Here is a 22,872-nt window from a genome sequence, read left to right as displayed (position 1 = left end):
GCGGGCTAGAGCCCTGACTGGCCGTGCCCCGCGCCCGGAACGCACCCTGCGCTTCCGGCCGGCGGTGGGCGGCCGCATACGGGAGGTTTCCCAATGTCCAGTGAAACGCTGCTTCAGGTTCTCCAGGCCTCGCCGGAGTTCAGTTCGCTGTACGACGGGCTCAGGCGGGGTTTCGCGGAGCAGATGGTATACGGTGTCGCCGGCTCACTGAAGAGCGCATTCCTGGCCGCGCTGCGCGAACGCACGGGCCGGCCCGCCCTGGTGATCACCGCCACGATCCAGCAGGCCGAGCAGTTCCGCGCGGACCTGGAAACCTGGCTGCCGGATCAGGACGTGGTGCTCTTCCCGCCGATGGAGTACCTGCCGTTCGAGGTGATGGCGCACTCGCCCGAGGTGGTGAGCCAGCGGCTGGCCGTGCTGGAGCGGCTGGCGAAGGGCGAGAACCTGATCGTGGTGGCGCCGGCGGCGGCGCTTTACCGGAGCCTGACGCCCCACGCGGTCTTCCGGCAGTCACTGCTCACGCTGACGCCCGGGACGGCGATCGGCCGCGATGCCCTGGTTGCGCGCCTCACGCGGCAGGGTTACGAGCGCGTCGACATGGTGGAGTCCAAGGGGCACGTCGCGGTGCGGGGCGAGATCGTCGACTTCTTTCCCCTGGCCAGCGAGTACCCCCTCCGGGTGGCCTTCTGGGGCGATGAGATCGACGAGATCCGGCGGTTCGACCCGGCGACGCAGCGCACGGTGGAGCGGGTGGAGTCGGTTTCGGTGGGGCCGGCTCGGGAGTTCATCCTGCCGGAGGACGGGGTAGAACGGGCCATCGAGCGGATCCGCAAGGACCTGGCTGAGGCCGTGGTCCGGCTCCGGCGGCTGCAGGCGCGCAAGGCCACCGAGCGGTCGGGCGCGGAGGGCCCTGCGCCCGGCGGCGAGGGCGGGCCCGGTGCGGCAGCAGAAGCCCGGGACGGGGACCGCAGGTCCGGCCGCCGGCGCGGGCGCAAGGCTGTACCCCGGCTGCCGCTGGATTCGGTCGACGCCGCGCAGAAGCTCGAGGACCGCGTGGAGGCGCACCTGGCCAAGCTGCAGGAGCAGATCTACTTCCCCGGGCTCGAGCACTACGCCCCCTTCTTCTACGACCATCTGGAGACGCTGATCGACTACTTCCCCGAACGGCCGCTGATCCTCATCGACGAGCCGGCGCGGATTCGGGACGCAAGCCTGGAGGCGCAGGGGCGCGAGGCCGACCGTCAGGTGGCGATGATGGAGCGCGGCCACCTGCTGCCGGGCCAGCTGGGTCTGTACCTGAACTACCAGGAGCTGTTCCAGCGGTGCCGCCAGGGCAGCGCGATCTACTTCAGCGCCCTGGGCCGGGGCATTCCCGGCATCCGGCCGGCCAACGAGGTGGGGCTTTCGGCCACCTCGGTGCAGGAGTTCCACGGCCAGTGGCCGCTGTTCGAAGAGGAACTCCGGCGCTGGAAGAAGCAGGGCTACCGCATCGTGATCCTGGTGGGCACGGAGGACCGGCAGCGGCGCGTCCGGGAGCTGCTGCAGGAGGCCGACGTGGAGAGCGGCGCGGGGGCGCCGGGCCGTCCGGTCGTTCTGCCGCTTCCCGGCGCCGTCTGGGTCGGCATCGGCACCGTGGAGGGCGGCTTCCAGTGGCCCGGGCAGCGGCTGGTCGTCGTCACTGACCGCGAGATTCAGGGCCGCCAGCGGCGGCGCCGCAGGGCCGGCGTGCACGGCACGGCGGCTGCGTCGGCGCGCCAGGCTGCACGCATCGCCAGCTACCACGACCTGCAGGTGGGCGACTACGTCGTCCACGCCACTCACGGCATCGGCCGGTACCTGGGGGTGCGTTCGGAGACGATCCTGGGCGTGACCCGGGACTACCTGGTCATCCAGTACGAGGGCTCTGACCGGCTGAAGATCCCCACCGAGCAGGTCGACCAGATCCAGAAGTACATCGGCGCGGAGGGGCACGAGCCGCGGATCAACCGGCTGGGCGGCGGCGAGTGGGCGAAGGTCAAGAGCCGGGTCAAGGAGTCGATCCGGGAGATGGCCGCGGAACTGCTCCGGCTGGCGGCCCTGCGGGAGACGCTGCCGGGCACCGCCTTCCCGCCCGACACGCCGTGGCAGCGGGAGTTTGAGGACGCCTTCCCCTACGAGGAGACGCCCGACCAGCTGACCGCCGTCGCCGAGATCAAGGCGGACATGGAGAAGCCGAGGCCGATGGACCGGCTGCTGCTGGGCGACGTGGGCTACGGCAAGACCGAGGTCGCGCTGCGGGCGGCGTTCAAGGCCGCGACCGCCGGCAAGCAGGTGGCCATCCTGGTGCCCACCACGATTTTGGCGCAGCAGCACTACGCCACCTGCAAGAGCCGGATGGAGGGCTTCCCCATCCACCTGGCGGTGCTCAACCGCTTCAAGACCCCGAAGGAGCAGGCCGAGATCATCAAGGGCCTCGCCGACGGCACGATTGACATCGTCATCGGCACGCACCGGCTGCTCTCGGACGACGTGAAGTTCAAGGACCTGGGCCTGCTGATCGTGGACGAGGAGCAGCGCTTCGGCGTGGCGCACAAGGAACGGATCAAGCAGCTCCGGGCCAACGTCGACGTGCTGACGCTCTCCGCGACCCCCATCCCCCGCACCCTGCACATGGCCATGGTGGGCATGCGGGACATGTCGGTGATCACCACACCGCCGGAGGACCGGTATCCGGTGGAAACGTTCGTCGCGGAGTACGACGACGCCCTGGTGCAGGACGCCATCGGGCGGGAGCTGGCCCGGGGCGGGCAGGTCTTTTTCGTCCACAACCGCATCCAGACGCTGGACAAGGTGGCCGCGCGCCTGCACCAGCTGGTGCCCGAGGCCCGCATCGCCGTGGCGCACGGCCAGATGCCCGAGGACCGGCTGGAGCAGATCCTGCTGGACTTCATGGACGGCGAGTACGACGTGCTGGTGGCCACCACCATCATCGAGAACGGGATCGACATCCCCCAGGTGAACACCATCATTGTCGACGACGCCGACCACCTGGGGCTGAGCCAGCTGTACCAGCTGCGGGGGCGGGTGGGCCGCTCCAACCGGCTGGCGTACGCCTATTTCCTGTACCGGAGGGACAAGGTCCTCACCGAGGCTTCGGAGAAGCGGCTCCGGGCCATCAAGGACTTCACCGAGCTGGGCTCGGGGTTCAAGATCGCCATGCGGGACCTGGAGATCCGCGGCGCCGGCAACATCCTCGGCCCGGAGCAGCACGGCTTCATCGTCAGCGTCGGCTTCGACCTGTACACGCAGCTGCTGGAGGAGGCCGTGCGGGAGCTGAAGGGCGAGCCGGCGCCCGAGCCGGAGGTGCAGCCGAACATCGAGCTGCAGGTCGACGCCTTCATCTCGGACCAGTACGTGCCCGACGCCCGGCAGAAGATCGACGCCTACAAGCGGATCATCGCCATCCGCTCCATGGCGGACGTGGAGGATGTCGCGGACGAGCTGGTCGACCGCTTCGGCTCGCTGCCCGACCCGGTGAAGAACCTGCTGGACATCGCCCGGCTGCGGGTGCACTGCAACCGGCTGGGCATCACGTCGATCTCGCAGATGCGGGACCGGGTGACGGTGAAGTTCCTGCCGTCCGCGGCCCGTCAGGTTCCGATCGACCGGCTGGCGCTGCTCAACCGCCGGCCGGAGTTCCGGGGACGCATCGAGACGCCGCGCAGTAGAAGCTCCACCAGCTTCGTCGTGAAGGTGGGCGGCCTGGACGCCCGGTCGCTCCTGCGCACCCTGCTGCTCCTGATGGAGCGGCTGCGCGAGGAAGTCGCGCAGGCCGCGGCGCGCTGACCCCGGCCTGGGCGGCTCCGGGCCGCTCCGCTGCCGCCGCACCCGGCAGATAGGCCACAGCGCTCCGGCACCCGCCAGGGTCTGGCGGGTGCCGGATTCGCGTGCGCAGGAGATGCCTGCGATTCCACTTCTTGCATATACTGTCACCGGAACGCCCCGGCGGGAGGGCTGCCAAAATGTGAATAGGGGCTGGAAGGGGTGCCGTATACTATCGGCAGTCGAGCCGAAGTCGCTGCCTACAGAGGAGGGTTGTACTTGAAGGCCACAGGCATAGTCAGACGCATTGATGACCTGGGCCGGGTTGTCATCCCCAAGGAGATCCGTAGGACCCTTCGGATCCGGGAAGGCGACCCCCTGGAGATCTTTGTCGACCGGGACGGCGAAGTGATCCTCAAGAAGTACTCGCCGATCGGGGAACTGGGGGAGTTCGCCAAGGAGTACGCCGACTCCCTCTACGAGGCTATCGGGCATACTGCACTGATTGCCGACCGGGACACGGTTATCGCTGTAGCTGGAGCGCCCAAGAAGGAATTCCTCAACAAGCCCATCGGTTCGATTGTGGAACGCGCCATGGAAGAGCGCCGCTCCATCGTGGTGGCCCGGGCAGGAGAGGGCAAGCAGCGGGGCTCTATCGTCGGCGATGATGAAGACGAGAACCGCATTCCCGTGTACGTAGTCGCCCCCATCGTGGCCGGGGGTGACCCCATCGGCGCCGTGATCATCTGTTCGCGGGAGGCCGATGCGGTCATGACCGAGACCGAGATCAAGCTCGCGGAGACCGCCGCCGGTTTTCTCGCTAAGCAAATGGAGCAATAGCAGGAAACCCGAGTCCGTTCAGGAGCAGCCCGTCTGCTCCTGAACGTGTTTATCCGGCCGGAGTCTTCGTCCCGCCCGTGCTGCGCCGGCCCCTGCCCTTTACGGCGGCGCCCCGGTGAGATACCATAGGAAAGATTAAGCGGTCTCACCGGAACCGACGACGGGGGGGCGAGCATGCAGCGCGAAGGCGAATCGTTTCTGCGCGGGGCGTTCGTCCTGACCCTGGCCACGCTGATCACCCGGCTCCTGGGACTGCTGTACAAGCCGCTGGTCGCCCGCATCTTCGCCCCGTTCGACGGGCGGGGGGGCGCGGTGGGACTGGGGCTCACCCAGGTGCCGGTCACCGCGTACCAGATCGTCCTCTCGTTCACCTCCGTCGGCCTCAACGTGGGCATCGCCCGGCTTGTCGCCGAGCGGATGGCCCTGGGCGACGTGCACGGGGCGCGGCGGGTGTTCCGGTCCGCGCTGGCCCTGATGGCCGGCCTGGGGCTTGCGGGCACGGCTGCCTTGTTCTTCGGGGCGCCGTGGATCGCCCGGGCGATCTCGCCGGAGGTGCTGGAAGCCGCGCCCGGCTTCCGGGCGATGGCGCCGGCCCTGTTCCTCACGTCGGTCCTGGCCGCTTACCGCGGCCTCTTCCAGGGATTCCAGCAGATGACGCCCACCGCCGTGTCGCAGATCGTCGAGCAGGCGGTGCGCGTGAGCGCCGGGGCGGCGCTCACGTGGGCGCTGGTGCGGATCTCCGTTCCCCTGGGCGCCGCGGGGTTCAACCTGGGCGACGTGTTCGGCGCCGCGGCGGCCCTGGCGTACATGCTGATCCTGTCCGCGCGGCGCGGGCGGGGACTCTGGCGGGCGGAGCCCGCCGCCGCGGACGGGCCGGGGGCGCCGTCTATCCCGGCGCAGGGTGCCGGCGCTGGTCTGCAGGCAGCCCGGCGTGACTGGCTGCCCCGGGGTCTCGGGCTGTACGGCCGCATCTTCGCAGTGGCCGGGCCCATCACCATCGTCGGGGCCGTTGTGCCGCTGATGATGATGGCCGATGCCCTCTTCGTCTTCCGGGCCCTCTCCGCCGCGGGCATCACCGGCGTCGACGCGCAGGAGCAGTACGGCCTCCTCACCAACGTCTTCATGATCGCCAACCTGCCGGCCATCATCTCCACCGCGGTGTACACCGCCGTGCTGCCCGCCCTGGCCGGCGCCGCGGCCCTCGGCCGGGCCGGTGACGCCCGCCGCAAAGCCCGGCAGGCCTACCGGGTCACCTTCCTGCTGGGCATTCCGGCCCAGGCGGGCATCTGGGCCCTGGCGACCGGCATCTACCGGCTGATCTACGGCGCGCCCGCAGGCGGGCCGGCGCTGCAGGCGATGGCCTGGGCCGTGTTTCCGATCATGCTCCAGCAGACCACCTCGGGCGTGCTCCAGGGCATGGGGCGCATCGGCCTGCCGGTACGGAACTTCGTGCTCGGCGCTGCAGTCAAAATTGGGCTGACCGCGTGGTGGACAGGCCCCCACGGCATCGCCGGGGCCGCGTGGGCCACGGCCGCCGGCTTCGGCGTGGCCGCGGCGCTCAACCTGGTGGACGTGGAGCGCCACCTGGGGCGGACGCTCCAGACCCGCGCCATGCTGTGGAAGCCGCTGGGCGCTGCCCTGGCCATGGTCGGCCTGCTGCGGGTCCTGCAGCCGCATCTGCCGGCGGGCCATCTGGGGGTGCTCATGGCCGTCGCGGCCGGCGCCGCCGCCTACGGGCTGACGCTGCTCCTGACAGGCGGCGTGCACCGCCGGGACGTGGCCGCGATTCCCCGCTTCGGGCCGCAGCTCGCCGCGCGGCTCGGCCGCACCCGGCTCCTGCGGTAGGCTGCCGCCCGCGGATCCGAGGCGTCCGTCCCGCCCGGCGGGAAACAGGGGGGTTCTTCGTTGCAGCAGTCCAGATCCGAGGGATTCGTGCGCGGCGCCCTGCTGATCACGGCCGGATCCCTGATCTCCCGCATACTCGGCGTCTTCTACCGCCCCGTCGCCCAGCTCCCCCTGGGTGAGGACGGGCTCGCCCTGGTATCGCCGCCGAACGCGCCCTACATGCTCATCCTGGCCCTGTCCTCCACCGGGCTGAACGTCGCCGTCTCCCGGCTGGTTTCGCAGCGGCTGGCGGTGGGCGACCTGCGCGGCGCGCGGCGGGTGGTGCGGCTCTCCGGCACCGTGCTCGGCATTCTCGGGGTGATCTTCAGCGTTCTCTTCGCTGCGGCGGCGCCCTGGATGGCCCGGGTGCAGGGCTTCCCGGAGGCGGCGCCCGGCTTCCTGGCCCTGGCGCCGGCGATCCTCATGGTGACCCTGGAGGTTTCGCTGCGCGGCCTGTACCAGGGCATGCAGCAGATGCGGCCCGCCGCGATGACGATGGTGATCGAGCAGGTGGGGCGGGTAGGGCTCGGCCTGGCCGGCGTCTTCCTGCTCACCCCCATCGCGCTCAACCTGGGCGCGGCGGCCTTCAATGCGGGCAACACCGTCGGCGTGTTCCTGGGCCTGGTCTACATGGTCTGGATCTACCTGCGGGACCGCCCCATGCGGTCGTGGACGACGGTGGCCCCTGGGGTGGAATCGTGGGAGCGGCTGAGCACCTGGCAGCTGATGCGGGAGATCCTCGCAATCGCGATGCCGCTCTCCTTCCTGGGCGCGGTGCTGCCGCTGACGCAGCTGGCGGACACGGCCCTGATCACCAACCGGCTCATCGCCGCCGGCACCGACGTCGCGGAGGCCAAGCGGGCCCTGAGCTACATCACCAACGCGACGCAGCTCCGGGATCTGCCCATCATCTTCGCCCAGGCGCTGTACGTATCGCTGATCCCGGCCATCAGCGAGTCGATGGCGGTGGGGAGGGAGGAGCAGGCACGGCACCGGTCCGCCGCCGCGATGCGGCTGACCTGGATGATCGGCCTCCCGGCCACGGTCGGCCTGGTGGCGGCCGGGCGCGACGCCTACGGCGTGCTCTTCACCGGCCCGGGCTGGTACGTGATGGCGCCGCTGGGCTGGTCGACGATCTTCCTCATGCTGCAGCAGACCTCGTCGGGCATCCTCCAGGGGCTGGGGCTGATCTGGCTCTCGGTCTGGAACCAGCTCCTGGGCGTGGTGGTGAAGATCGTCCTGACCTGGTGGTGGACCGGGGTGCCGGCCCTGGGCGCGAGCGGGGCCGCGTGGGCGACCACCGCGGGCTTCCTCCTGTCGGCCGGCCTGAACCTCCTGGCCCTGCGCCGCAGGTTCGGCCTGGGGCTCGGGGTACGGGAGAACATCCTGCGCCCTGCCGTGGCCTCGGCGCTCATGGCGGCCGCGCTCCTCGGGGTCAGCCCGCTCATGCGGGAGGCGATCGGCTGGCCGCGGCTTTCGGGCCTCGCCGTCATCGCGGTCGGCGTGCTGGTCTACGGCGGCGCGCTGCTGGCCCTGGGCGGCATCCGGCAGGCCGACCTGGCGCTGGTGCCGGGCATCTCGCCGGCGACGATCAACCGGCTCAGAAGGCTCAAACTGCTGCGTGAAGGTTAAGGGGGACCACGGCGATGGACGACCTGCTTCGTGCGTTTGCGATCGATCCGGCTGACGGCGTGGAGATACGGCCGGCCGGCCAGCTTCAGGACTGGGCGGGCCCGGCGGATCTGCCGCTGGTGATCCCGGCCGTGCCGGCCGGAGAGCTGGGCGCCGTACAGGGGGCGCTGCTCCGGCATTACGCCCCGGCGCACCCGGTGAAGGTGCGCGCGGGCGGGCGCGTGCACGCGGTCCCCCTGAATGGTTTGACCGGCCAGAACTGGGGAGAATACCGGATAGACCTTTGCCTGGCCCCGCCGGCGCAGGCGCCTCGGGGCCGGTGGCCGCTGGATTCGCTGGTGGATGTGATGGCCCGGCTGCGCGCGCCGGACGGCTGTCCCTGGGACCGGGAGCAGACCCACGAGTCGCTCCGGCGCTACATGCTGGAGGAGGCCTACGAGGCGGTGGAGGCCATCGACGACGGCGATCCCGGCCACCTGTGCGAGGAGCTGGGCGACGTGCTGCTGCAGGTGGTCTTCCACGCGCAGATCGCGCGGGAGGCGGGCCGCTTCGACATGCGGGACGTGGTCGCGGGGATCACCGAGAAGCTGATCCGCCGGCATCCCCACGTGTTCGGCGATGCGTCCGCGGCCACGGCGGAGGAGGTCACCCGCCGGTGGGACGCGATCAAGCAGGCGGAGCGCGGGCTGCAGCGCGCCCAGTCTGCCCTCGGCGGCATTTCCCGGTCCCTGCCGGCCCTCTCCCGGGCGTGCGAGCTGCAGAAGCGGGCGGCGAAAGTCGGCTTTGACTGGGACGATGTGGACGGTCCGGCGGAAAAGGTGCGGGAGGAGCTGCGCGAGGCGCTTTCGGCCGGCCCCGGCGAACGGGAGGACGAGGTGGGCGATCTGCTGTTCGCGGTGGTCAACCTGGCCCGCAAGCTGCAGGTCGATCCGGAGGTGGCGCTGACCCGGGCCAACGCCAAGTTCGAGCGGCGCTTCCGCTATGTGGAGGAGCGGCTGGCGGAGAACGGGCTTCAGCCGGCCGATGTGAGCCTTGCGGAGATGGATGCGCTGTGGGAAGAGGGTAAACGGGTCGAACTTCGGAAAAAATATGGGGGAAATTAACGAGAACCGTAAAGGAAATGGAAGGAGTTCCGGAAACCTGCGCCGAATACGGCTCAGCGGGATTCATACCCAATTCTGACCTCGAAAGGGGAGACCGATTCTTGAACAAGCAGGATCTGGTCGCCAGCGTCGCCGAAAAGTCCGGTCTGACCAAGAAGGACGCGGAGAAGGCGCTCAACGCCGTCGTGGATTCCATCAAGGAGGCCCTGAAGAAGGGGGACAAGGTCTCGCTCGTCGGGTTTGGCACGTTTGAGGTTCGTACCCGGGCTGCCCGTTCGGGGCGCAACCCGCAGACCGGTGAGCCGATCAAGATTCCTGCGGGCAAGGTGCCTGCCTTCCGCCCGGGCAAGGATCTGAAGGAGAGCGTATAGCCCAGACGATAGGGGCCGGACCCCGCAAGGGGGTCCGGTCTTCGTGTGAGGAGCGGTGAAATGCGGATCGACAAGTTCCTGAAGGTCTCCCGGATCATCAAGCGGCGCACCCTGGCCAAGGAGGTCTGCGATGCCGGCAGGGTGCAGATCAACGGCCGGGTGGCGAAGGCCGGGACCGAGGTGAAGCCGGAGGACACGGTGTTCATCGACTTCGGCCGCCGGCAGCTGACGGTGCGGGTGCGGGAGGTGCGCGAGCACGTGCGCGCCGCCGAGGCCCGGGATCTCTACGAGGTGATCGCGGAGGAGTTCAGGCCCGACCCCCTGCTGCCCGAACTGGAGGACGATCCCGAGTAACGAAGAGACGAGCGGACCGCCGAGGGGCGGTCCCTTTTCTTACATAATGCCCCGCGCCGCGGCATAGGGATGGGACAGGTCCCCCGCCAGCCAGGGGGTGCAGAGGAGGTCGGTGACGGGTGGAGGAGAGGACGCCTTACCGGATGGAGGGCCGGAGCCCCGGCATGGGTGAGCAGGAGGCGAGCACCCACTCGCTGAGCATTGCCAACCGGGAGCGGGTGCAGATCACGGGCGTGCTGGCCGTGGACAGCTTCGACGACGAAGAGGTGAACCTGGAGACGGAGATGGGGCTGCTCACGATCCGCGGCGAGGAGCTGCAGATCAAGCAGCTCGACCTGGAGAAGGGCCAGTTTGAGATCGCGGGCTTCGTCTCCGCCCTGCAGTACGCCAGCCCGCGGCAGCGCAGCGGACGGCAGCCGCGCGGCCGGTCGTTCCTGGAGCGGCTCCTCAGGTAGCCGATGGGCACGGGCAGTCGGGGCGGGGGGGCAGTCCGGTGCTGCGAATGGAGCTTCAGTTCTACGCGTTCTTCATGACGGTGCTCAGCGGCATCGGGGTCGGCCTGCTGTTCGACCTGCTGCGGGCGGTCAGGCGGTTTGTGCGCCCAGGGCCGCTGCTGGCGGCCCTGGGGGATCTTCTTTTCTGGGGTGCGGCCACGGCCATGGTGGGCACGGGCCTCTTCCTGGGCAACTGGGGCGAGTACAGGCTCTACGTGCTGGTCGGCCTCCTGATCGGCCTGGGCCTGCACTTCTGGCTCGCCAGCCCCGCCGTGCTGTGGCTGGCCGACCGGCTGCTGCACGCGCTGGCCTGGGCGCTGGGGCTCCTCTGGGCGCTGGCGCTCCGGCTGGTCTGGTTCCCGCTGCTGGCGCTGGCGGGGTTCATCCTGCGCCTGGGGCGGTGGCTGGGCGGCTGGCTGGCGCGCAGGCTCCGCGGGCCGTACCGCTGCCTGCGGCTGCACTACCTGCTGACGAAGCGGCGCATCCGCCGCGCGTGGCGGCGCTGGCTGCGGGGGCCGAAAGAGTGACGAAGTTTCTGGACGCGAGAAGGAGTTTCCCGGTTGTCGAAGAAGGTAATAAGAACGTACACAGCTTGTACCCAGCTTGTACTCAGGTTGTACACAACGCTATCCACAAGTTGTGCATAACAGGTAGCCAGGGGCTGACGCGGCAGTGAACATCGAAATCCGCGGAGCGGAACGGCTCAGCTTCCGGGAACGGCAGGTCGTCGTGCTGAAGGAGATGGGCTGGAGCAACGAGCAGGTCGCCAAGCGGCTCTCGCTCGCGGCCAGCACTGTCGCGACCTTGTACAACCGGGCGAAGGCCAAGGGCTACCAGGTGGTCATCGTTCTGCCGGGAGACAGTCTGGGGCTGTTTGACAGCGCCGACAGGGAGGAAGATGAATGAGGACTTCCCGTAGGAGGGCGGATACGGCAGTGGCCGCGCCGCAGCCAGGCCGGCGAGCCAGGGCAAACCCCCTGCGGCGGCACTGGCTGACCGGCGCGCTGTTCATCGCGGTCGGCGCCGTCCTCTCCATCGGCGTGCTCGAGCTTTACCAGGCAGAACTCGAACTGCAGCAGGCCCTGCAGGAGCAGGCGAGGGTGGAAGCCGAACTGAAAGCGCTGCAGGAGAAGAACCAGCGGCTTTCCGAGACGCTGGAGCGGGTCACCAGCGACGAGTCGATGGAACTCAAGGCCAAGCAGCTGGGCTTCACCTGGCCGGACGAGCGGGTGTACCAGACGGTGCTGCCGGGCATGAACTGAGCAAGGGCGCCGCAGCGGCGCCCTGCTTCTGCACTGTCAGGACCTGGTCTGTTGAAAACGCCTGCCGGCGCGTGCTAAGCTAAGGTGAACTGGCGCAGTCGGGCCCGAGTGGCGGAATGGCAGACGCACGAGACTTAAAATCTTGGGGCCGCAGCGGCCGTGCGGGTTCGAGTCCCGCCTCGGGCACCAGATGAGACAAGGGCTGCAGGGTTCGACCCCTGCAGCCCCTTTCGCGTCTCGGGCCCGATTTTGTAGCCACCTTGTAGCCACCGGGATTCCAAACGGGTTCAAATGGCATCAGACCGTACCGAATCATTTCTCATTTGCAGGCATGGGTGGGAGGATCTGCGCAAGCTTCCGCGTGACCTCCTGCTGCATGGTGGGTAGCACGTGGCTGTAGGTGGTCATCGTGACCTGGACCGTGTCGCCTAACCTCTCGGCAGCAACCCGCGGGTGGACGCCGGCCGCCAGCATGAGCGTGGCGTGGGTGTGGCGGAGATCATGTAGGCGGACATGCGGCAGGCCCGCTTTCTGCAACAGGAGACGGAAGTGCTTGCTGACCTGGCTCGGCTCCTGCGGCCGGCCGTTGAGGCGCGGAAACACGAGCCCATGATCCTCATAATGCGGGCCCAATCTGAGCTTTTGCTCGGCCTGGGCGACACGATGGCGCCTGAGCACCGCGATGGCCTCCTCGGTGAGCGGGATCGTGCGCCTGCTGTGCCTCGATTTGGGTGCGTCGAACCGGATTTCGTTGTTCACCACAGTGGCCGCCCGGTTGATGGTGACGGTCCGGTTCTCCCAGTCGATATCCTCCCAACGGAGGGCGATTAGCTCGCCCCTGCGGGCACCAGTCGCGATGGCGAGGTAGTAGAGCGGGCCGAGGGGGTCATCGGCCAGGGCTTGAACGAGTTGCTGCAGCTGATCTGGGGTTAGGACGGTCATCTCGCGGTGTTCAGCCCGGGGGGCATCCACTCCGTCTGTGGGAGCCGCGGGGATGAGGCGGAGCTTTACGGCCCGGCGCATCGCCCTGCGCAGGATCGCGTGGGTGTACTCCACGGTGCGCCTGCTCAGCCCGGACGCCAGCATCTGATCGTAGAGGGCCTGGATATGGAACGGCTGGAGCCTGTCCAGCTGGATGTGGCCGAGGGCAGGCTTGATGTATTTCTCCAACTTGACCCGGTAACTTTCCATGGTCGAGGCCCGCACGGTGCCGGCGGCCCACTGTGCCCACTGGTCGAGGTACTGCGCAACCGTCAACCTGGTAGGGTCGGGCAGGGTGCCCTTTGTTTGCAGTTCTGCGATCAACTGTTGCAGCTTCTGCTTAGCCTCCGTTTTGGTGCGGCCATAGACTGTGCGCCGCCGGCGCCGGCCGTTCTCCGTGCCCAGGCTGACAGAGGCGACCCACACTCCGTCGGCCCGCTGATAGATCGAGCCCTCGCCCTGGCCGCGCTTCCTCCTCCTCTCAGCCATTCTCTCCCCCTCCGTTCCTTCGGCCTAGCAGGCGATAGTCCGGGGTAGGATCCCCAGACGTTCCAATCTTACCTGCAGTGCTGTCCGACTCACCAGGAAACGACCAGTCAGTTCCGCCAGTTGGTTCACTTCAGCCCTACGGATTACCTCCTCGGGCATTAGCAGTTCCGCGGCGAACTCGTTAGCTTCTCGTTCATGCTGGGGGCCCGGTGCCATCCCAGCTGCGATTAGGTCGCGGTGGAGGAGGTAATGCCCCAGCTCGTGGGCGATGCTGAAACGCCGACGACCATGCCCACGGCCTGGCGACACGAAGATGGCCCAACAGTCGGGCGGGTGGTAGGCCAGGCAGGCGTCAACGTCTAGCGGACCTCCGGGCGGCAGCGGCAGAACGGGAACTCCGCATGCTCGGGCAACGGTGACCACGTGGATCGGGGGCTGGAGTCCAAGTTCAGTGAGGCAGAAGCGCGCTACGTCTGCTGGGGGGTTGATGTCGAGGTCAGTTTCAAGGGCAACCATCCGAGGAACAACCTCCCTTCTTACGAACATATGTTCGCTTGATGGTGCGCATTTTCCTGTTGCAAAGCTTCGGGAGTTGTGAGCGAATTGCCGCGTTGCCAGCCCTACGGCGGTCTACGGGCGTCGAAATTCCACTCCAGCAGGCCGATAGACTCGCCGGGATCAGAGAACTATAATGATCCATGAACCGACACGCCGAACTGCAGGAGGTGGCTCCGAGCACATGACGACGCCATGCTCATTTCTCCGGCGTGTAGAGAGCAGTGAGGGTCTATCTGCGATGGTGGCGCGAGCTAGAGCAATAAATGACACATATACTACCTTCATGCCCGATGTCATCGTCTGGGACATGCTGTTCTCCGTGTTTCCGCCTGACGAATATCCTGAAGTCGTTGCGCTGAGTCGGGAATACACGGGACATCACGTCGTCAACCATCTGCTCCTGCGATACTACCCGGCTGAACGGGTGGTGAAGTATCACCTTGTGAAAGAGCGAGTCGGCCAGCCGGACGAGGTTACGATCTTCGAGATGTGTGTCGACACGAGCCGTGTTGACCTGGCCAGGATCAACGGCGAGTCATATGCATTTGAGGTGAAGACCGAGTTCGACAGGTTGGACAAGCTGGCCCGTCAGATGGAAGACTATGCCAAGGTGTTCGAGCACGTTAGTGCGGTCGTCCACGAAAGCCATTTGGAACGGGCACTAGAGCTTGTGCCGGAGTTCTGCGGGATCCAAGTTTATGCGATCGTCGATTCTCGGATTGAACTGTACACGCTTCGGTCCCCAGAGCGGAGCAAAATGGTAACTGCAGAGGCACAGGTAAGGAACCTATCGAGCAAAGACCTGGCTGAGGTCCTTCGTCAGGCCCGGCTGCCCGACCCGCGAAGAAAGGACGAGCGAGCTGCGCTCGTCCTTCGGAAATGCGATCCGGAACAGATCAATGCCTATTTCAAGGCAGTGGTGAAGCGGAAGTACAAGAAGCAGTGGGATTACCTTCAGTCGATTTTTGACCAGGTTGAGCCGGTCGATATACAGGCCTTCTACCGAACAGAAGCCGATCCGAAGTGGGTTTACTACAAATACTCTTCCATGGTGTAGAGGTAGTGCATAACGGCGATACGTTTCCAGAGGCCCTGACTTCGACCGGTTTCAGGGCCATTTACGATACTGTTGATCGTCTGACAGCCTGGGCAGCTTGAGTGGTGGTTCGCTCCATAGCGGGCGTAGTAGCGTGAGGCTAGTACGGTCGGGCCAATATGCCTTTTGAACTCCCACAGGTTCTTAACTCGACCTCGATATCCTACAAACTCGTTGGTGTGCCACGCGTAGAAGATGAACCCAGGGCTGATTGTTCCGCCATCGTGAAGCAGATCTTTCTTGATGCCAGCGAAGTCGCCAAATGCGTCGAACCCGTAGCGGTTGTATGAAGTTAGGAGACTATTGTCAGCGGCTGCTATCGGCTGGTCGTCTATCAGTCCAACGTTTGTAATTGTGTCGTCGATAGCAGAGCGAACCAGAACCGTCTTGCATCCAGGGTTAGCTTTCAGCGCCGTTATCTGACCATAAAGGCCCTGAACGGTTGGGCTCGTGTGAGCAGCATCGTCGATATCCAGGACAACGATATCGCCGGCTTGGGCCACAGTAGTGACTTCCCGGAGCGCCGAAGAGAAATCCCTCTCGAACAATCGAAAAGCTAGGCGAGCGAACGTCTCGCGCAATTCCCTTGCTGTTTTTGTTATTATGCCAGGTACGAAAGGAATCTGGGGGTTATAGGTGACTACAGGAACGAGATCGGGCACCGAAGCAAGTGTTCGAAAGAGATCGATACGGCGAGTAGGATCAAGTTGCACCGGACGAAGGAAGTTTGCCACCTCTTGAGAGGTTGACGAACCGAGAGGCAAGTAGGTCGGAAAGTCCACCATCACAGGATGCGCCAACGTTCGAAGATCGTTGGTGTAGATTGTCGCGAAGTCCCCCTTCATGTTGGACGCTGGGCGCTCCTTGACGATCTCAATCAACGGTAGGGTCTTGGATGACAACCTGACCTGCTTGAGGGCTCCCCGTTCCTCCTTACGGTACCGAAGGACAGGCACATACTTCAGGTTTCGCATGACTTCGTTTATTGAAACCACAGTACGCGAACTACGCGATGATTTGCGCGGCACAACACTCGCTCCTTTCTGCACCAGCTTTATGCGTACACGCACAAAGGCAGCAAATCATACCTGATACACGGTTCTTAGAGATCGCCCCCTTGCTGGTTAAATGGCAATTGCCACACGATGAAAAGGAATACACAAATATCCAGCCACTTGCGATGGCTGGCTACTTCTTTTTCTCCTGCTCCTCGCGAAGCTTCCGGTTGGCATCCTCCATCATTAGGATCAAGAGGCGCTTGTACTCCGGGCTCAGTTCCTGGCGCTTGCCTCGGAAGACGACGTAGAGTTCGTCATCGTCACCGTTGCTTAGACTGGAGCTACGCGGCCCTTCAGAACCAGGACCCTCTGCGAGTCCGGGGTTGTCCACTGTTAGATTGGTGCGTTTCCTTTCAGAGGAAATAGCGGTACGACCTAGCAGATAGTCAACGGTGACCCCGAATATCGTTGCTATCCGCTGGAGCATCGCGAAGTCTGGTTGGTTCTTACCGATCTCCCAGGCTGAGACCGCAGCACCCGTGATCCCGAGCATTCCACCGAGTTCCTTCTGGGTGAGGCCGCGCTCCAGCCGAAGCTGCTTGAGTCGAGCTCCAAATGGCACGATCAGGGGCACCTCCCTTCTGCTTCGTATTAGGCCGCTTTCCCCTGGGACCCAGCGTTACAGTCATATTATGGCGCTCTTAAACCACCGGTTGAAGTCGTTTCAAGAGAATGTTGAACCCGCTCTTGACATCAACCGTTCGTTGAATTACACTCAACTCAGGTTGATTCAACTATTCGTTGAGGGGGGTGAGACCGTGGCCCGTGACACAGCACTCAAGATCGAGAGGATTCGTCAAGGGTTGATGGCCAAGCAGGTAGCCGAGCGGGTTGGCGTCAGCGAGCAGTACTACTGCGCAATCGAAAATGGACGAACTCCTTCTTTTCGCTTGGCAATGCGCATAGCGGAGGTCTTGCAGAAACCGGTACATGACCTTTTTTCTGCCCATGAAATCAACGAATCGTTGAGACCAACCGGCGACACCCGTGAACGGAGGTGTTCCTGAGTGCCTGACACCACGACCCAGCAGCCCATCCTGGTCACGGTGCCTGAGGCCGCAAGGCTCCTGGGCATCAAGACGTGGCGGGCCTACGCCTTGATCAACGCCGGCATTATCCCCTCCGTCCGCCTCGGTGAGCGGTGCCTGCGGGTCCCCGTCGACGCCCTCCGGCAGCGGATGAACGAGATGGCGGAGGCCGGAGCAGAGGGGCGGTCGGCATGAGCGGTCGGGTTGACGTCGGGGTGATGTATGGGGAGATCGTCTGGAGTCCCCGATACATCGCCTACGAGATCTGGCGTAGAGGTCCGGCGCCGGCGGCCCCGCAGGAGCGCAGAGACTCCATGCGGCTGTTCCGCCAGCTCTGCGACGACCTGTTTGCGAGGTGCCGAGCAAGTACTACCGAGGAGCGGCTGGACGCCATCGAGGAGGCCCTGTTCGGAGAAGCGGCCGACCCGGAACTGGTGAGGGCGTTCCAACGCTGCTGGCCTAGCCGGGAGTTGGCGGAGGCGGTCATCCAGAGCGTGCGGCGGGCCTACGAGATCCACAGAGGGGGTGAGCGAAGGTGAATATCACCGCAGACGTGCGGATCGTGGAAAACGGCCTCATCCCGGTGTATGAGGGCGCCAACGGTCGCCGCCTTGTCAGTGCACGGGAACTGCATGAGGCCCTGGGCAGCAGGCAGGAGTTTGCCAACTGGATCAAGCACCGCCTGGAGACCTACGGCTTCACCGAGGGCACCGACTTTTTGACAACCTTATCAAAAACCCCTACCGGCGGCCGTCCGCGGATCGAGTACTGGCTCACCGTCAACTGCGCCAAAGAGATCGCCATGGTCGAGAACAACGAGCGGGGGCGGCAGATCAGGAAGTACCTGATCGAGGTCGAGGAGCGGTACCGTGCCGGTCTGACCCTGACGGTGGAGCAGCTCCTGCAGGATCCGGACTTCCTCGTCCAGCTCACCATCAGGTACAGGGATGAGCGCAACGCCCGCCTGGCCGCCGAGGCCAAGGTCAAGGAGCTGACCCCCAAGGCCGAGTTCCACGACCGGGTGGCCTCCAGCCGGGACGCCATGAGCATCAGGGAGGCGGCCAAGCTCCTCGGGACCGGCCAGAACCGGCTATTCGCCTGGCTCCGTGGTCAGCGGATCCTGATGGCCGACAACCAGCCGTACCAGGAGTACCTCGACGCCGGCTATTTCCGGGTGATCGAGCAGACGTGGACGGACCGGCAAGGCAACGTGCATCTGGCTACCAAGACCCTGGTCACCGGCAAGGGCCTGGCCTGGCTGCAAAAGCGGTGGGACGCCTACCATCGCCCGGAGCGGGCCCTGAGGGTAGTCGAGACGGCCTCGCACCAATAACGATGGCGTGACCTTCCAGAAAAGTTCGAGAGGAGGGAGAGGATGGAGCGGCGCCAGTGGACCGAGGAGGATCTGCAGGCCCTGCGGGAGGCCGTGGTGACGCTGGAGCGGCTGGGCATCTGGTCGGTGCACGTGCGGGGAGACGGCATCACTCAGACCACCGTGCACGTGAGCAGCAGGAACCTGGCCGAGATCGCCCGGCTACCTGGGACGACCGTCGCACAGCCGCAGTGGCGACATGGATCCTGGGAAGTGCGGGCGGAGGCAGGAGGCCTCAGCATTACGGCCCGGGTGGCCACCGAGGAGCTGCCGGCAGTCGGCTGGCGCCTGGCGAGTGAGGAGCCCAGGCTGGAGCGGGTGCAGGAGGTGGGCGCGTGAACGAGTGGCTTGCCATTCACGACGGTGAACTGGTCAGTGCCCTGATCAATTTGGATCACGTGATCAGCATTCGGGTTCGGGAGAAGGAGAGGCCTTCAGACGCCCCGTCCCGGTATGAAGTTGTAGCTTTCCTGGCCGGCGGCGGCACGGTTCAGTTGTACGAAAGCAGTCTGGGTGATTGCCAGCAGCAGATGGAGTGGCTGATCCGGCAACTTGGAGGGTGTCGGCATGAACTTCGTGATCCTCATCGGCCGCCTCACCAAGGATCCTGAGCTGCGGTATACGCCCTCAGGTAAGGCCGTAGCCACCTTCCGGCTGGCGGTTGACCGAGGCACCGTCAACCAGCAGGGCGATCGGGAGACGGACTTCATCAACATCGTCTGCTGGGAGAAGCAAGCCGAGGCCGTCACCAACTACCTGCAGAAGGGCCTGCTGGTCGCTGTCCAGGGCCGGCTGCAGGTCCGGCAATACACCACCGACGACGGCCAGCGCCGGGAGCGGGCCGAGGTAGTCGCCCAGCGGGTGCAGTTCCTGGAACGGGCCCAGCAGCAGGAGGGCAATCAGTCCCCGCCCATGGGTGAGGAGACCGAGGCGCCCGACGACGACGTGCCATTCTAGAGGGTGGTGCACATGATACCCGAACCGGGATTCATCACCAGCATGGTGGGGCGGATCGCAGACCTGGCGGGGGTGTCCACCGCCACGGCCCGGGAGTGCCTGGCGGCCGGGATGAGAGAGATGGAGGCGATCCAGTGGCTGCGGTGGGGGAGGCGACGCGGCCTGTCGACTGAGCAGGTGATCGAGTCCTGGCGGCAGGCCGGGCAGGCACAGCGGAGGCGAGTCCGCCTATGAGGGTCGACCCGGTGTGGCTGTCACGGATCGCGGCCCGGGTGGTGCTGGCGGCCGATGTACCGTACCAGGTCGCTCGCCGGCTGATCCGGGAGGGCATGGACGAGGCTACGGCGGTGGAGTTGGCAACGGCCTGGCGCCGGCGTGGCGCAGATCCGGCCGATCTGGATCGGGTGATTCGGGTGTGGCGGAGCACAGAGAAAGCCCCCCGGCCACGGCGCCGGGCGGCACGACGGTAGATCACGACGGAGAGGAGAGGTGTCCTGTGACTCTGCAGCAGCGCATCGAGCGGATGAGGCGGCAGGCGCAGAACGGGGTTATCTCCCCGGGCGAGTTGATCTGCCTGCTGGACGATCTGAGCACGGTGGTACAGGCCCATGAGGCCCGCATGGATGCCGCGCTCGCCTCGCTCTCGTACTCGGAGCTGATAATGGTCCGGCGCCTGGTCGACGCACTGCCTGAGGAGACCGGCGGAGTCATCGTTGCGAGCCGTATTGCAGACAGTTGCCTCGGGACCAGGAGCGTGGTGGTGCAGGCGCTCCGCAAACTGGCGGCCGCTGGACTGGTGACGGTACGGTCCCTGGGTCAGAAGGGCACCCACGTCCGGCTGCACGGCATCACCCGGACGGATCTGTTGCAGCGCCTGGGAGGTGCGGCGTGATGCCTGTCCGTTTCACCCTCACACGGGGATGCACCACCTGCGGCGCTCAGATCACGTGGGAGGACGAACGCCCCCGGGTGCTCATCGACCAGGAGGCGGTGGCGATGCTCGAAACCGCCAGGCGGTTCGTGGAGGAGCACCCGACAGTGGAGGTCGGGGATCCGCCTCGGCCGGATGGAGTCCGCGTGAACCTCCTCACCGGGCAATATTACGTCGACGACATCCGCACCCGCTACATCGAGTGCCCGGCCTGCTCTGGCAGGATCTACGTCTCCTGGGGTGATTCCGATGATGGCAACTCGTAGGCTCTCCCCTGGCCGGCGCAACCTCCTGGAGCGCCTGGCCCGCTCCCGGGCCGCCAGGGATCTGCGGGAGTTCGGCAGGAACGCGGCAGCCGGCCTTCTGCTAGGCCTCACGTTTTGGGGCTGGGTCATGGTGACGGCGTGGATCATCGAACACGGCGCCCCGGCCCTAGCGAGGTGGCTGGGGTGGATCTAGCGGAGGAGGCGGGCGGATGGCCTGGATCGAGCTCCACCAATCAGTCTGGACTCACCGCAAAACGTTGATGCTGGGACATGCGCTCGGGCTGCCCCCCGCCTACGCGGCCGCACACATGATGCAGCTGTGGTGCTGGGCCCTGGACAACGCCCAGGACGGCGACCTCACCGGCCTCCCACCGGCTGTGGTGGCGGCGGGCGCCGGGTGGGCAGGGGATCCTGACCTGTTCGTCGAGGCAGCCGTAACGGTTGGCTACCTGGATCGGGATGGCGATTCACTCCGCATCCACGACTGGCACGACTACGCCGGCAAGCTCATCGAGCGGAGGGAACAGCAGCGGGAGCGTATGCGGCAGGCCCGTTCCAGGGCGTTAGCATCACGTGCGCATAACGTGAGTGGTAAGGCGCAGGAACGTGAGCAGTTACCTAACCGTACCGAACCTAACCATACCGTACCGGGGGAAGAGGGGGAAGCGGGCGGGGCGCCGCCCGGCGAGCCACCGGACAACGCCCCGGTCAACTGGATGTTCTGGTACCACAAACGCACGACGCGCCACCCAACCGCGAAGGAGATCGCTGACGCCGACGCCCTCATCGAGAAGGGTGTCACCCACGAGTTGATCATCGCCATGATCGAGCGAGCCATCGAGCTGAAACGGTCGGCCCCGGCCGCGTGGGCGCTGAAGCGGATCGCTGATCTCCAGCCCTACAACATCCGCACCGTCGATGACCTGTGCCGGTTCGAGGCAGAACAGCAGCGGCAGAACCGGTCCAGGGATGCACCCAAGCGTGAGGAGCCCCGGGGATTTGACGCTCTCATGGCGATCATCGGAGGTGGATCCGCGTGACCCAGGACGAATGCGCCCGGCTCCTGGCGACGGCCATGCTGGCCTACCCAAACTGGCTGCGGGACATCGGGGAGCCCCGCATGGCCGCCATGGTTGCCACCTGGCACCGCATGCTCCAGGACATCGACTACCAACTGGCCGACGCGGCCCTGGCGAAACACGTGGCGACCAGCCAGTACCCACCGAGCATCGCCGAACTGCGGAGTGCTGCCCTCTCCCTGCTCCCCTCAGAGTTCCCGGACGCCGAGGAGGCATGGGGAGAGGTGGTGCATCACCTCCAGCGGACGGGGTATACCCGGACGCCGGAATGGAGCCACCCGATCATCGGCCGGTGCGTGGTGGCGATGTGGGGCTCATGGGCGAACGCCTGCCAGTCGGTGATGACCGAGACCCTGAACGTCGACCGGGCCCAGTTCATCCGGATGTACCAGACCATGACCAAACGGGAGCGGGAGGCCGCACTCCTCCCGGCGCCCATCCGGGAACTGACAGGGATGCTGGCTGAACGGTTCCGGCCACCCGGGTTCGATGTGAAGAGTCTGCCAACACCGGGGATGGTTCGCACCGAGGAGGCGGATTCGGCATGAGGACGACTGCCCTCCCTCGCTGGGAGGGAGCCAGGCACAGCACGGCCCTACAGGAGACTGCGTACCTGGCCGGCGGCGGCCGGCTCATGTTCAACCCACTCAGCAGGAGCGAGATGCGTCGTGTGGTGCGGCAGTGGCTCCGGGCGGCTCGGACGCCGGCTGAGGTTCGCCGGGTAATGAGGGTATGGCGGGAGATCCACTACCTGGCCCGGGGCCAGGCCGACCCCATCGGCGTTAGGCAGATCCGCCTGCACTACTACCTGGACCTGCCCGCCCTGCGCCCGGTCCCACACCCATGGTACCCGGCGGCTGCCGTGACGATCCGTTACGCCCTCCCGGCCGGAGTCCCGCCGGAGCTGGGGTTGGAGTCGCCGCTCCAGGCCCTGGAGATCGCCCGGTGTTTCGTGGCCGACGATCTACGCTGGCCGGCTGTGCCCGACCTGGCGCCGGAGATCCTCCGGGAGGTGGTCAGGCGGATGCGGCAGGGCGACGACTGGGCCGAGGTGGTGGCCGGGCGAGTGCAGTGGCGGCCCCGGTGGCTGCTCAGCTTCTCTGACCCGGCCGTGGGCCACGACGGTGGTCTCTACCGTGGCGCCGGAGCCCGCTGCCTCGGGGAGACGGCCGGCGGGAAGGTGGTCTGGGGATGGGAGCTCTGAGGCGGACACCTCTCCGCCGCCGGACACCGCTCCGGGCCAGCCGCTCCCTCACCCGCTCCATCACCGCCCTGGCCCGGGTGGGACGCCGGGGGCGCCGGCTGAGAGCGGCCGA

General features: G+C 66.2%; 31 protein-coding genes and 1 tRNA gene. 28 read left to right on the top strand and 4 right to left on the bottom strand.

Annotation, left to right across the window (positions count from 1 at the left end; all coding sequences use genetic code 11):
* Positions 1-93 precede the first annotated feature (93 nt).
* The 12 genes from mfd (at position 94) to ACZ5UM_RS04345 (ending at position 11,930) form a co-directional block, all read left to right on the top strand.
* Positions 94-3,825, top strand: coding sequence for a transcription-repair coupling factor (gene mfd, locus ACZ5UM_RS04400; RefSeq protein WP_464847147.1), 3,732 nt, complete (start codon positions 94-96; stop codon positions 3,823-3,825).
* A gap of 255 nt (positions 3,826-4,080) precedes the next feature.
* Entirely contained in the window at positions 4,081-4,641 is a 561-nt protein-coding gene (spoVT, locus tag ACZ5UM_RS04395) for a stage V sporulation protein T (protein WP_464847146.1), read from the top strand.
* Positions 4,642-4,815: 174 nt separating this feature from the next.
* A complete protein-coding gene (locus ACZ5UM_RS04390) occupies positions 4,816-6,486 on the top strand; it encodes a putative polysaccharide biosynthesis protein (RefSeq protein WP_464847145.1) in 1,671 nt (556 codons plus the stop codon).
* A gap of 60 nt (positions 6,487-6,546) precedes the next feature.
* The gene (locus ACZ5UM_RS04385) at positions 6,547-8,157 is read left to right on the top strand and encodes a putative polysaccharide biosynthesis protein (RefSeq protein WP_464847144.1); all 1,611 of its coding nucleotides are present in this window, start codon (positions 6,547-6,549) and stop codon (positions 8,155-8,157) included.
* Positions 8,158-8,171: 14 nt separating this feature from the next.
* Positions 8,172-9,260 carry a nucleoside triphosphate pyrophosphohydrolase gene (gene mazG, locus ACZ5UM_RS04380; protein WP_464847143.1) on the top strand — a complete coding sequence of 363 codons (1,089 nt, stop codon included), beginning with the start codon at positions 8,172-8,174 and terminating at the stop codon, positions 9,258-9,260.
* A gap of 101 nt (positions 9,261-9,361) precedes the next feature.
* The gene (locus ACZ5UM_RS04375) at positions 9,362-9,631 is read left to right on the top strand and encodes an HU family DNA-binding protein (RefSeq protein ID WP_464847142.1); all 270 of its coding nucleotides are present in this window, start codon (positions 9,362-9,364) and stop codon (positions 9,629-9,631) included.
* A gap of 60 nt (positions 9,632-9,691) precedes the next feature.
* Positions 9,692-9,985 carry an RNA-binding S4 domain-containing protein gene (locus tag ACZ5UM_RS04370; protein WP_464847141.1) on the top strand — a complete coding sequence of 98 codons (294 nt, stop codon included), beginning with the start codon at positions 9,692-9,694 and terminating at the stop codon, positions 9,983-9,985.
* 119 nt (positions 9,986-10,104) lie between these two features.
* A complete protein-coding gene (yabP, locus tag ACZ5UM_RS04365) occupies positions 10,105-10,440 on the top strand; it encodes a sporulation protein YabP (protein ID WP_464847140.1) in 336 nt (111 codons plus the stop codon).
* Positions 10,441-10,487: 47 nt separating this feature from the next.
* On the top strand, positions 10,488-11,006 hold the full coding sequence (gene yabQ, locus ACZ5UM_RS04360) for a spore cortex biosynthesis protein YabQ (RefSeq protein ID WP_464848278.1): 519 nt from the start codon (positions 10,488-10,490) through the stop codon (positions 11,004-11,006).
* 145 nt (positions 11,007-11,151) lie between these two features.
* Positions 11,152-11,385, top strand: a complete 234-nt coding sequence (locus ACZ5UM_RS04355) for a sigma factor-like helix-turn-helix DNA-binding protein (RefSeq protein ID WP_464847139.1) — start codon at positions 11,152-11,154, stop codon at positions 11,383-11,385.
* A complete protein-coding gene (locus tag ACZ5UM_RS04350) occupies positions 11,382-11,741 on the top strand; it encodes a septum formation initiator family protein (RefSeq protein ID WP_464847138.1) in 360 nt (119 codons plus the stop codon). Before ACZ5UM_RS04355 ends, ACZ5UM_RS04350 begins: the two co-directional genes overlap by 4 nt.
* Before the next feature lie 102 nt (positions 11,742-11,843).
* A tRNA-Leu gene (locus tag ACZ5UM_RS04345) sits at positions 11,844-11,930 on the top strand.
* A gap of 123 nt (positions 11,931-12,053) precedes the next feature.
* Here the strand turns inward: ACZ5UM_RS04345 and ACZ5UM_RS04340 are convergent.
* The gene (locus ACZ5UM_RS04340; protein WP_464847137.1) at positions 12,054-13,211 is read right to left on the bottom strand and encodes a tyrosine-type recombinase/integrase; all 1,158 of its coding nucleotides are present in this window, start codon (positions 13,209-13,211) and stop codon (positions 12,054-12,056) included.
* Between the two features lie 24 nt (positions 13,212-13,235).
* The gene (locus ACZ5UM_RS04335; RefSeq protein ID WP_464847136.1) at positions 13,236-13,727 is read right to left on the bottom strand and encodes an ImmA/IrrE family metallo-endopeptidase; all 492 of its coding nucleotides are present in this window, start codon (positions 13,725-13,727) and stop codon (positions 13,236-13,238) included.
* 223 nt (positions 13,728-13,950) lie between these two features.
* On the opposite strand from ACZ5UM_RS04335, the gene ACZ5UM_RS04330 reads away from it, so the two are divergent.
* Positions 13,951-14,826 carry a sce7726 family protein gene (locus tag ACZ5UM_RS04330; RefSeq protein WP_464847135.1) on the top strand — a complete coding sequence of 292 codons (876 nt, stop codon included), beginning with the start codon at positions 13,951-13,953 and terminating at the stop codon, positions 14,824-14,826.
* Here ACZ5UM_RS04330 and ACZ5UM_RS04325 read toward each other — a convergent pair.
* The gene (locus tag ACZ5UM_RS04325; RefSeq protein WP_464848276.1) at positions 14,802-15,839 is read right to left on the bottom strand and encodes a beta family protein; all 1,038 of its coding nucleotides are present in this window, start codon (positions 15,837-15,839) and stop codon (positions 14,802-14,804) included. The two genes, ACZ5UM_RS04330 and ACZ5UM_RS04325, sit on opposite strands and share 25 nt — an antisense overlap.
* 214 nt (positions 15,840-16,053) lie before the next feature.
* Positions 16,054-16,497, bottom strand: a complete 444-nt coding sequence (locus ACZ5UM_RS04320; RefSeq protein WP_464847134.1) for a helix-turn-helix domain-containing protein — start codon at positions 16,495-16,497, stop codon at positions 16,054-16,056.
* A gap of 58 nt (positions 16,498-16,555) precedes the next feature.
* On the opposite strand from ACZ5UM_RS04320, the gene ACZ5UM_RS04315 reads away from it, so the two are divergent.
* From ACZ5UM_RS04315 to ACZ5UM_RS04245, 15 genes are all read left to right on the top strand, one after another.
* Positions 16,556-16,930 carry a helix-turn-helix transcriptional regulator gene (locus ACZ5UM_RS04315; RefSeq protein ID WP_464847133.1) on the top strand — a complete coding sequence of 125 codons (375 nt, stop codon included), beginning with the start codon at positions 16,556-16,558 and terminating at the stop codon, positions 16,928-16,930.
* The gene (locus tag ACZ5UM_RS04310) at positions 16,931-17,146 is read left to right on the top strand and encodes a helix-turn-helix transcriptional regulator (protein WP_273381732.1); all 216 of its coding nucleotides are present in this window, start codon (positions 16,931-16,933) and stop codon (positions 17,144-17,146) included. It abuts the gene before it with no gap.
* Complete coding sequence (locus ACZ5UM_RS04305; RefSeq protein ID WP_464847132.1) at positions 17,143-17,490, top strand: hypothetical protein; 348 nt, start codon at positions 17,143-17,145, stop codon at positions 17,488-17,490. The genes ACZ5UM_RS04310 and ACZ5UM_RS04305 overlap by 4 nt, the downstream gene beginning before the upstream one ends.
* Entirely contained in the window at positions 17,487-18,284 is a 798-nt protein-coding gene (locus ACZ5UM_RS04300) for a phage antirepressor KilAC domain-containing protein (RefSeq protein WP_464847131.1), read from the top strand. The genes ACZ5UM_RS04305 and ACZ5UM_RS04300 overlap by 4 nt, the downstream gene beginning before the upstream one ends.
* A gap of 42 nt (positions 18,285-18,326) precedes the next feature.
* The gene (locus tag ACZ5UM_RS04295; RefSeq protein ID WP_464847130.1) at positions 18,327-18,662 is read left to right on the top strand and encodes a hypothetical protein; all 336 of its coding nucleotides are present in this window, start codon (positions 18,327-18,329) and stop codon (positions 18,660-18,662) included.
* Positions 18,659-18,934: a hypothetical protein gene (locus ACZ5UM_RS04290; protein ID WP_464847129.1), complete on the top strand. Its 276-nt coding sequence runs from the start codon at positions 18,659-18,661 to the stop codon at positions 18,932-18,934. The genes ACZ5UM_RS04295 and ACZ5UM_RS04290 overlap by 4 nt, the downstream gene beginning before the upstream one ends.
* Positions 18,891-19,280: a single-stranded DNA-binding protein gene (locus ACZ5UM_RS04285; RefSeq protein ID WP_464847128.1), complete on the top strand. Its 390-nt coding sequence runs from the start codon at positions 18,891-18,893 to the stop codon at positions 19,278-19,280. The genes ACZ5UM_RS04290 and ACZ5UM_RS04285 overlap by 44 nt, the downstream gene beginning before the upstream one ends.
* Positions 19,281-19,292: 12 nt before the next feature.
* A complete protein-coding gene (locus ACZ5UM_RS04280; protein WP_464847127.1) occupies positions 19,293-19,514 on the top strand; it encodes a hypothetical protein in 222 nt (73 codons plus the stop codon).
* An 11-nt stretch (positions 19,515-19,525) separates the two neighbouring features.
* A complete protein-coding gene (locus tag ACZ5UM_RS04275) occupies positions 19,526-19,750 on the top strand; it encodes a hypothetical protein (RefSeq protein ID WP_464847126.1) in 225 nt (74 codons plus the stop codon).
* A 26-nt stretch (positions 19,751-19,776) separates the two neighbouring features.
* Positions 19,777-20,172 carry a hypothetical protein gene (locus ACZ5UM_RS04270; RefSeq protein WP_464847125.1) on the top strand — a complete coding sequence of 132 codons (396 nt, stop codon included), beginning with the start codon at positions 19,777-19,779 and terminating at the stop codon, positions 20,170-20,172.
* Positions 20,172-20,477 (top strand): hypothetical protein, encoded by a 306-nt coding sequence (locus ACZ5UM_RS04265; protein ID WP_464847124.1) that lies wholly within the window; start codon positions 20,172-20,174, stop codon positions 20,475-20,477. Before ACZ5UM_RS04270 ends, ACZ5UM_RS04265 begins: the two co-directional genes overlap by 1 nt.
* Positions 20,464-20,670, top strand: coding sequence for a hypothetical protein (locus ACZ5UM_RS04260; RefSeq protein ID WP_464847123.1), 207 nt, complete (start codon positions 20,464-20,466; stop codon positions 20,668-20,670). The genes ACZ5UM_RS04265 and ACZ5UM_RS04260 overlap by 14 nt, the downstream gene beginning before the upstream one ends.
* 16 nt (positions 20,671-20,686) lie before the next feature.
* Positions 20,687-21,517 (top strand): hypothetical protein, encoded by an 831-nt coding sequence (locus tag ACZ5UM_RS04255; protein WP_464847122.1) that lies wholly within the window; start codon positions 20,687-20,689, stop codon positions 21,515-21,517.
* Positions 21,514-22,104: a hypothetical protein gene (locus ACZ5UM_RS04250; RefSeq protein WP_464847121.1), complete on the top strand. Its 591-nt coding sequence runs from the start codon at positions 21,514-21,516 to the stop codon at positions 22,102-22,104. The genes ACZ5UM_RS04255 and ACZ5UM_RS04250 overlap by 4 nt, the downstream gene beginning before the upstream one ends.
* 113 nt (positions 22,105-22,217) lie before the next feature.
* The gene (locus ACZ5UM_RS04245; RefSeq protein ID WP_464847120.1) at positions 22,218-22,760 is read left to right on the top strand and encodes a hypothetical protein; all 543 of its coding nucleotides are present in this window, start codon (positions 22,218-22,220) and stop codon (positions 22,758-22,760) included.
* Positions 22,761-22,872 lie beyond the last annotated feature (112 nt).

It is taken from the genome of Symbiobacterium ostreiconchae (assembly GCF_055396975.1).
Note: the sequence above shows the minus strand (reverse complement) of the source record. Positions and strands in the feature narration are given on the sequence as shown.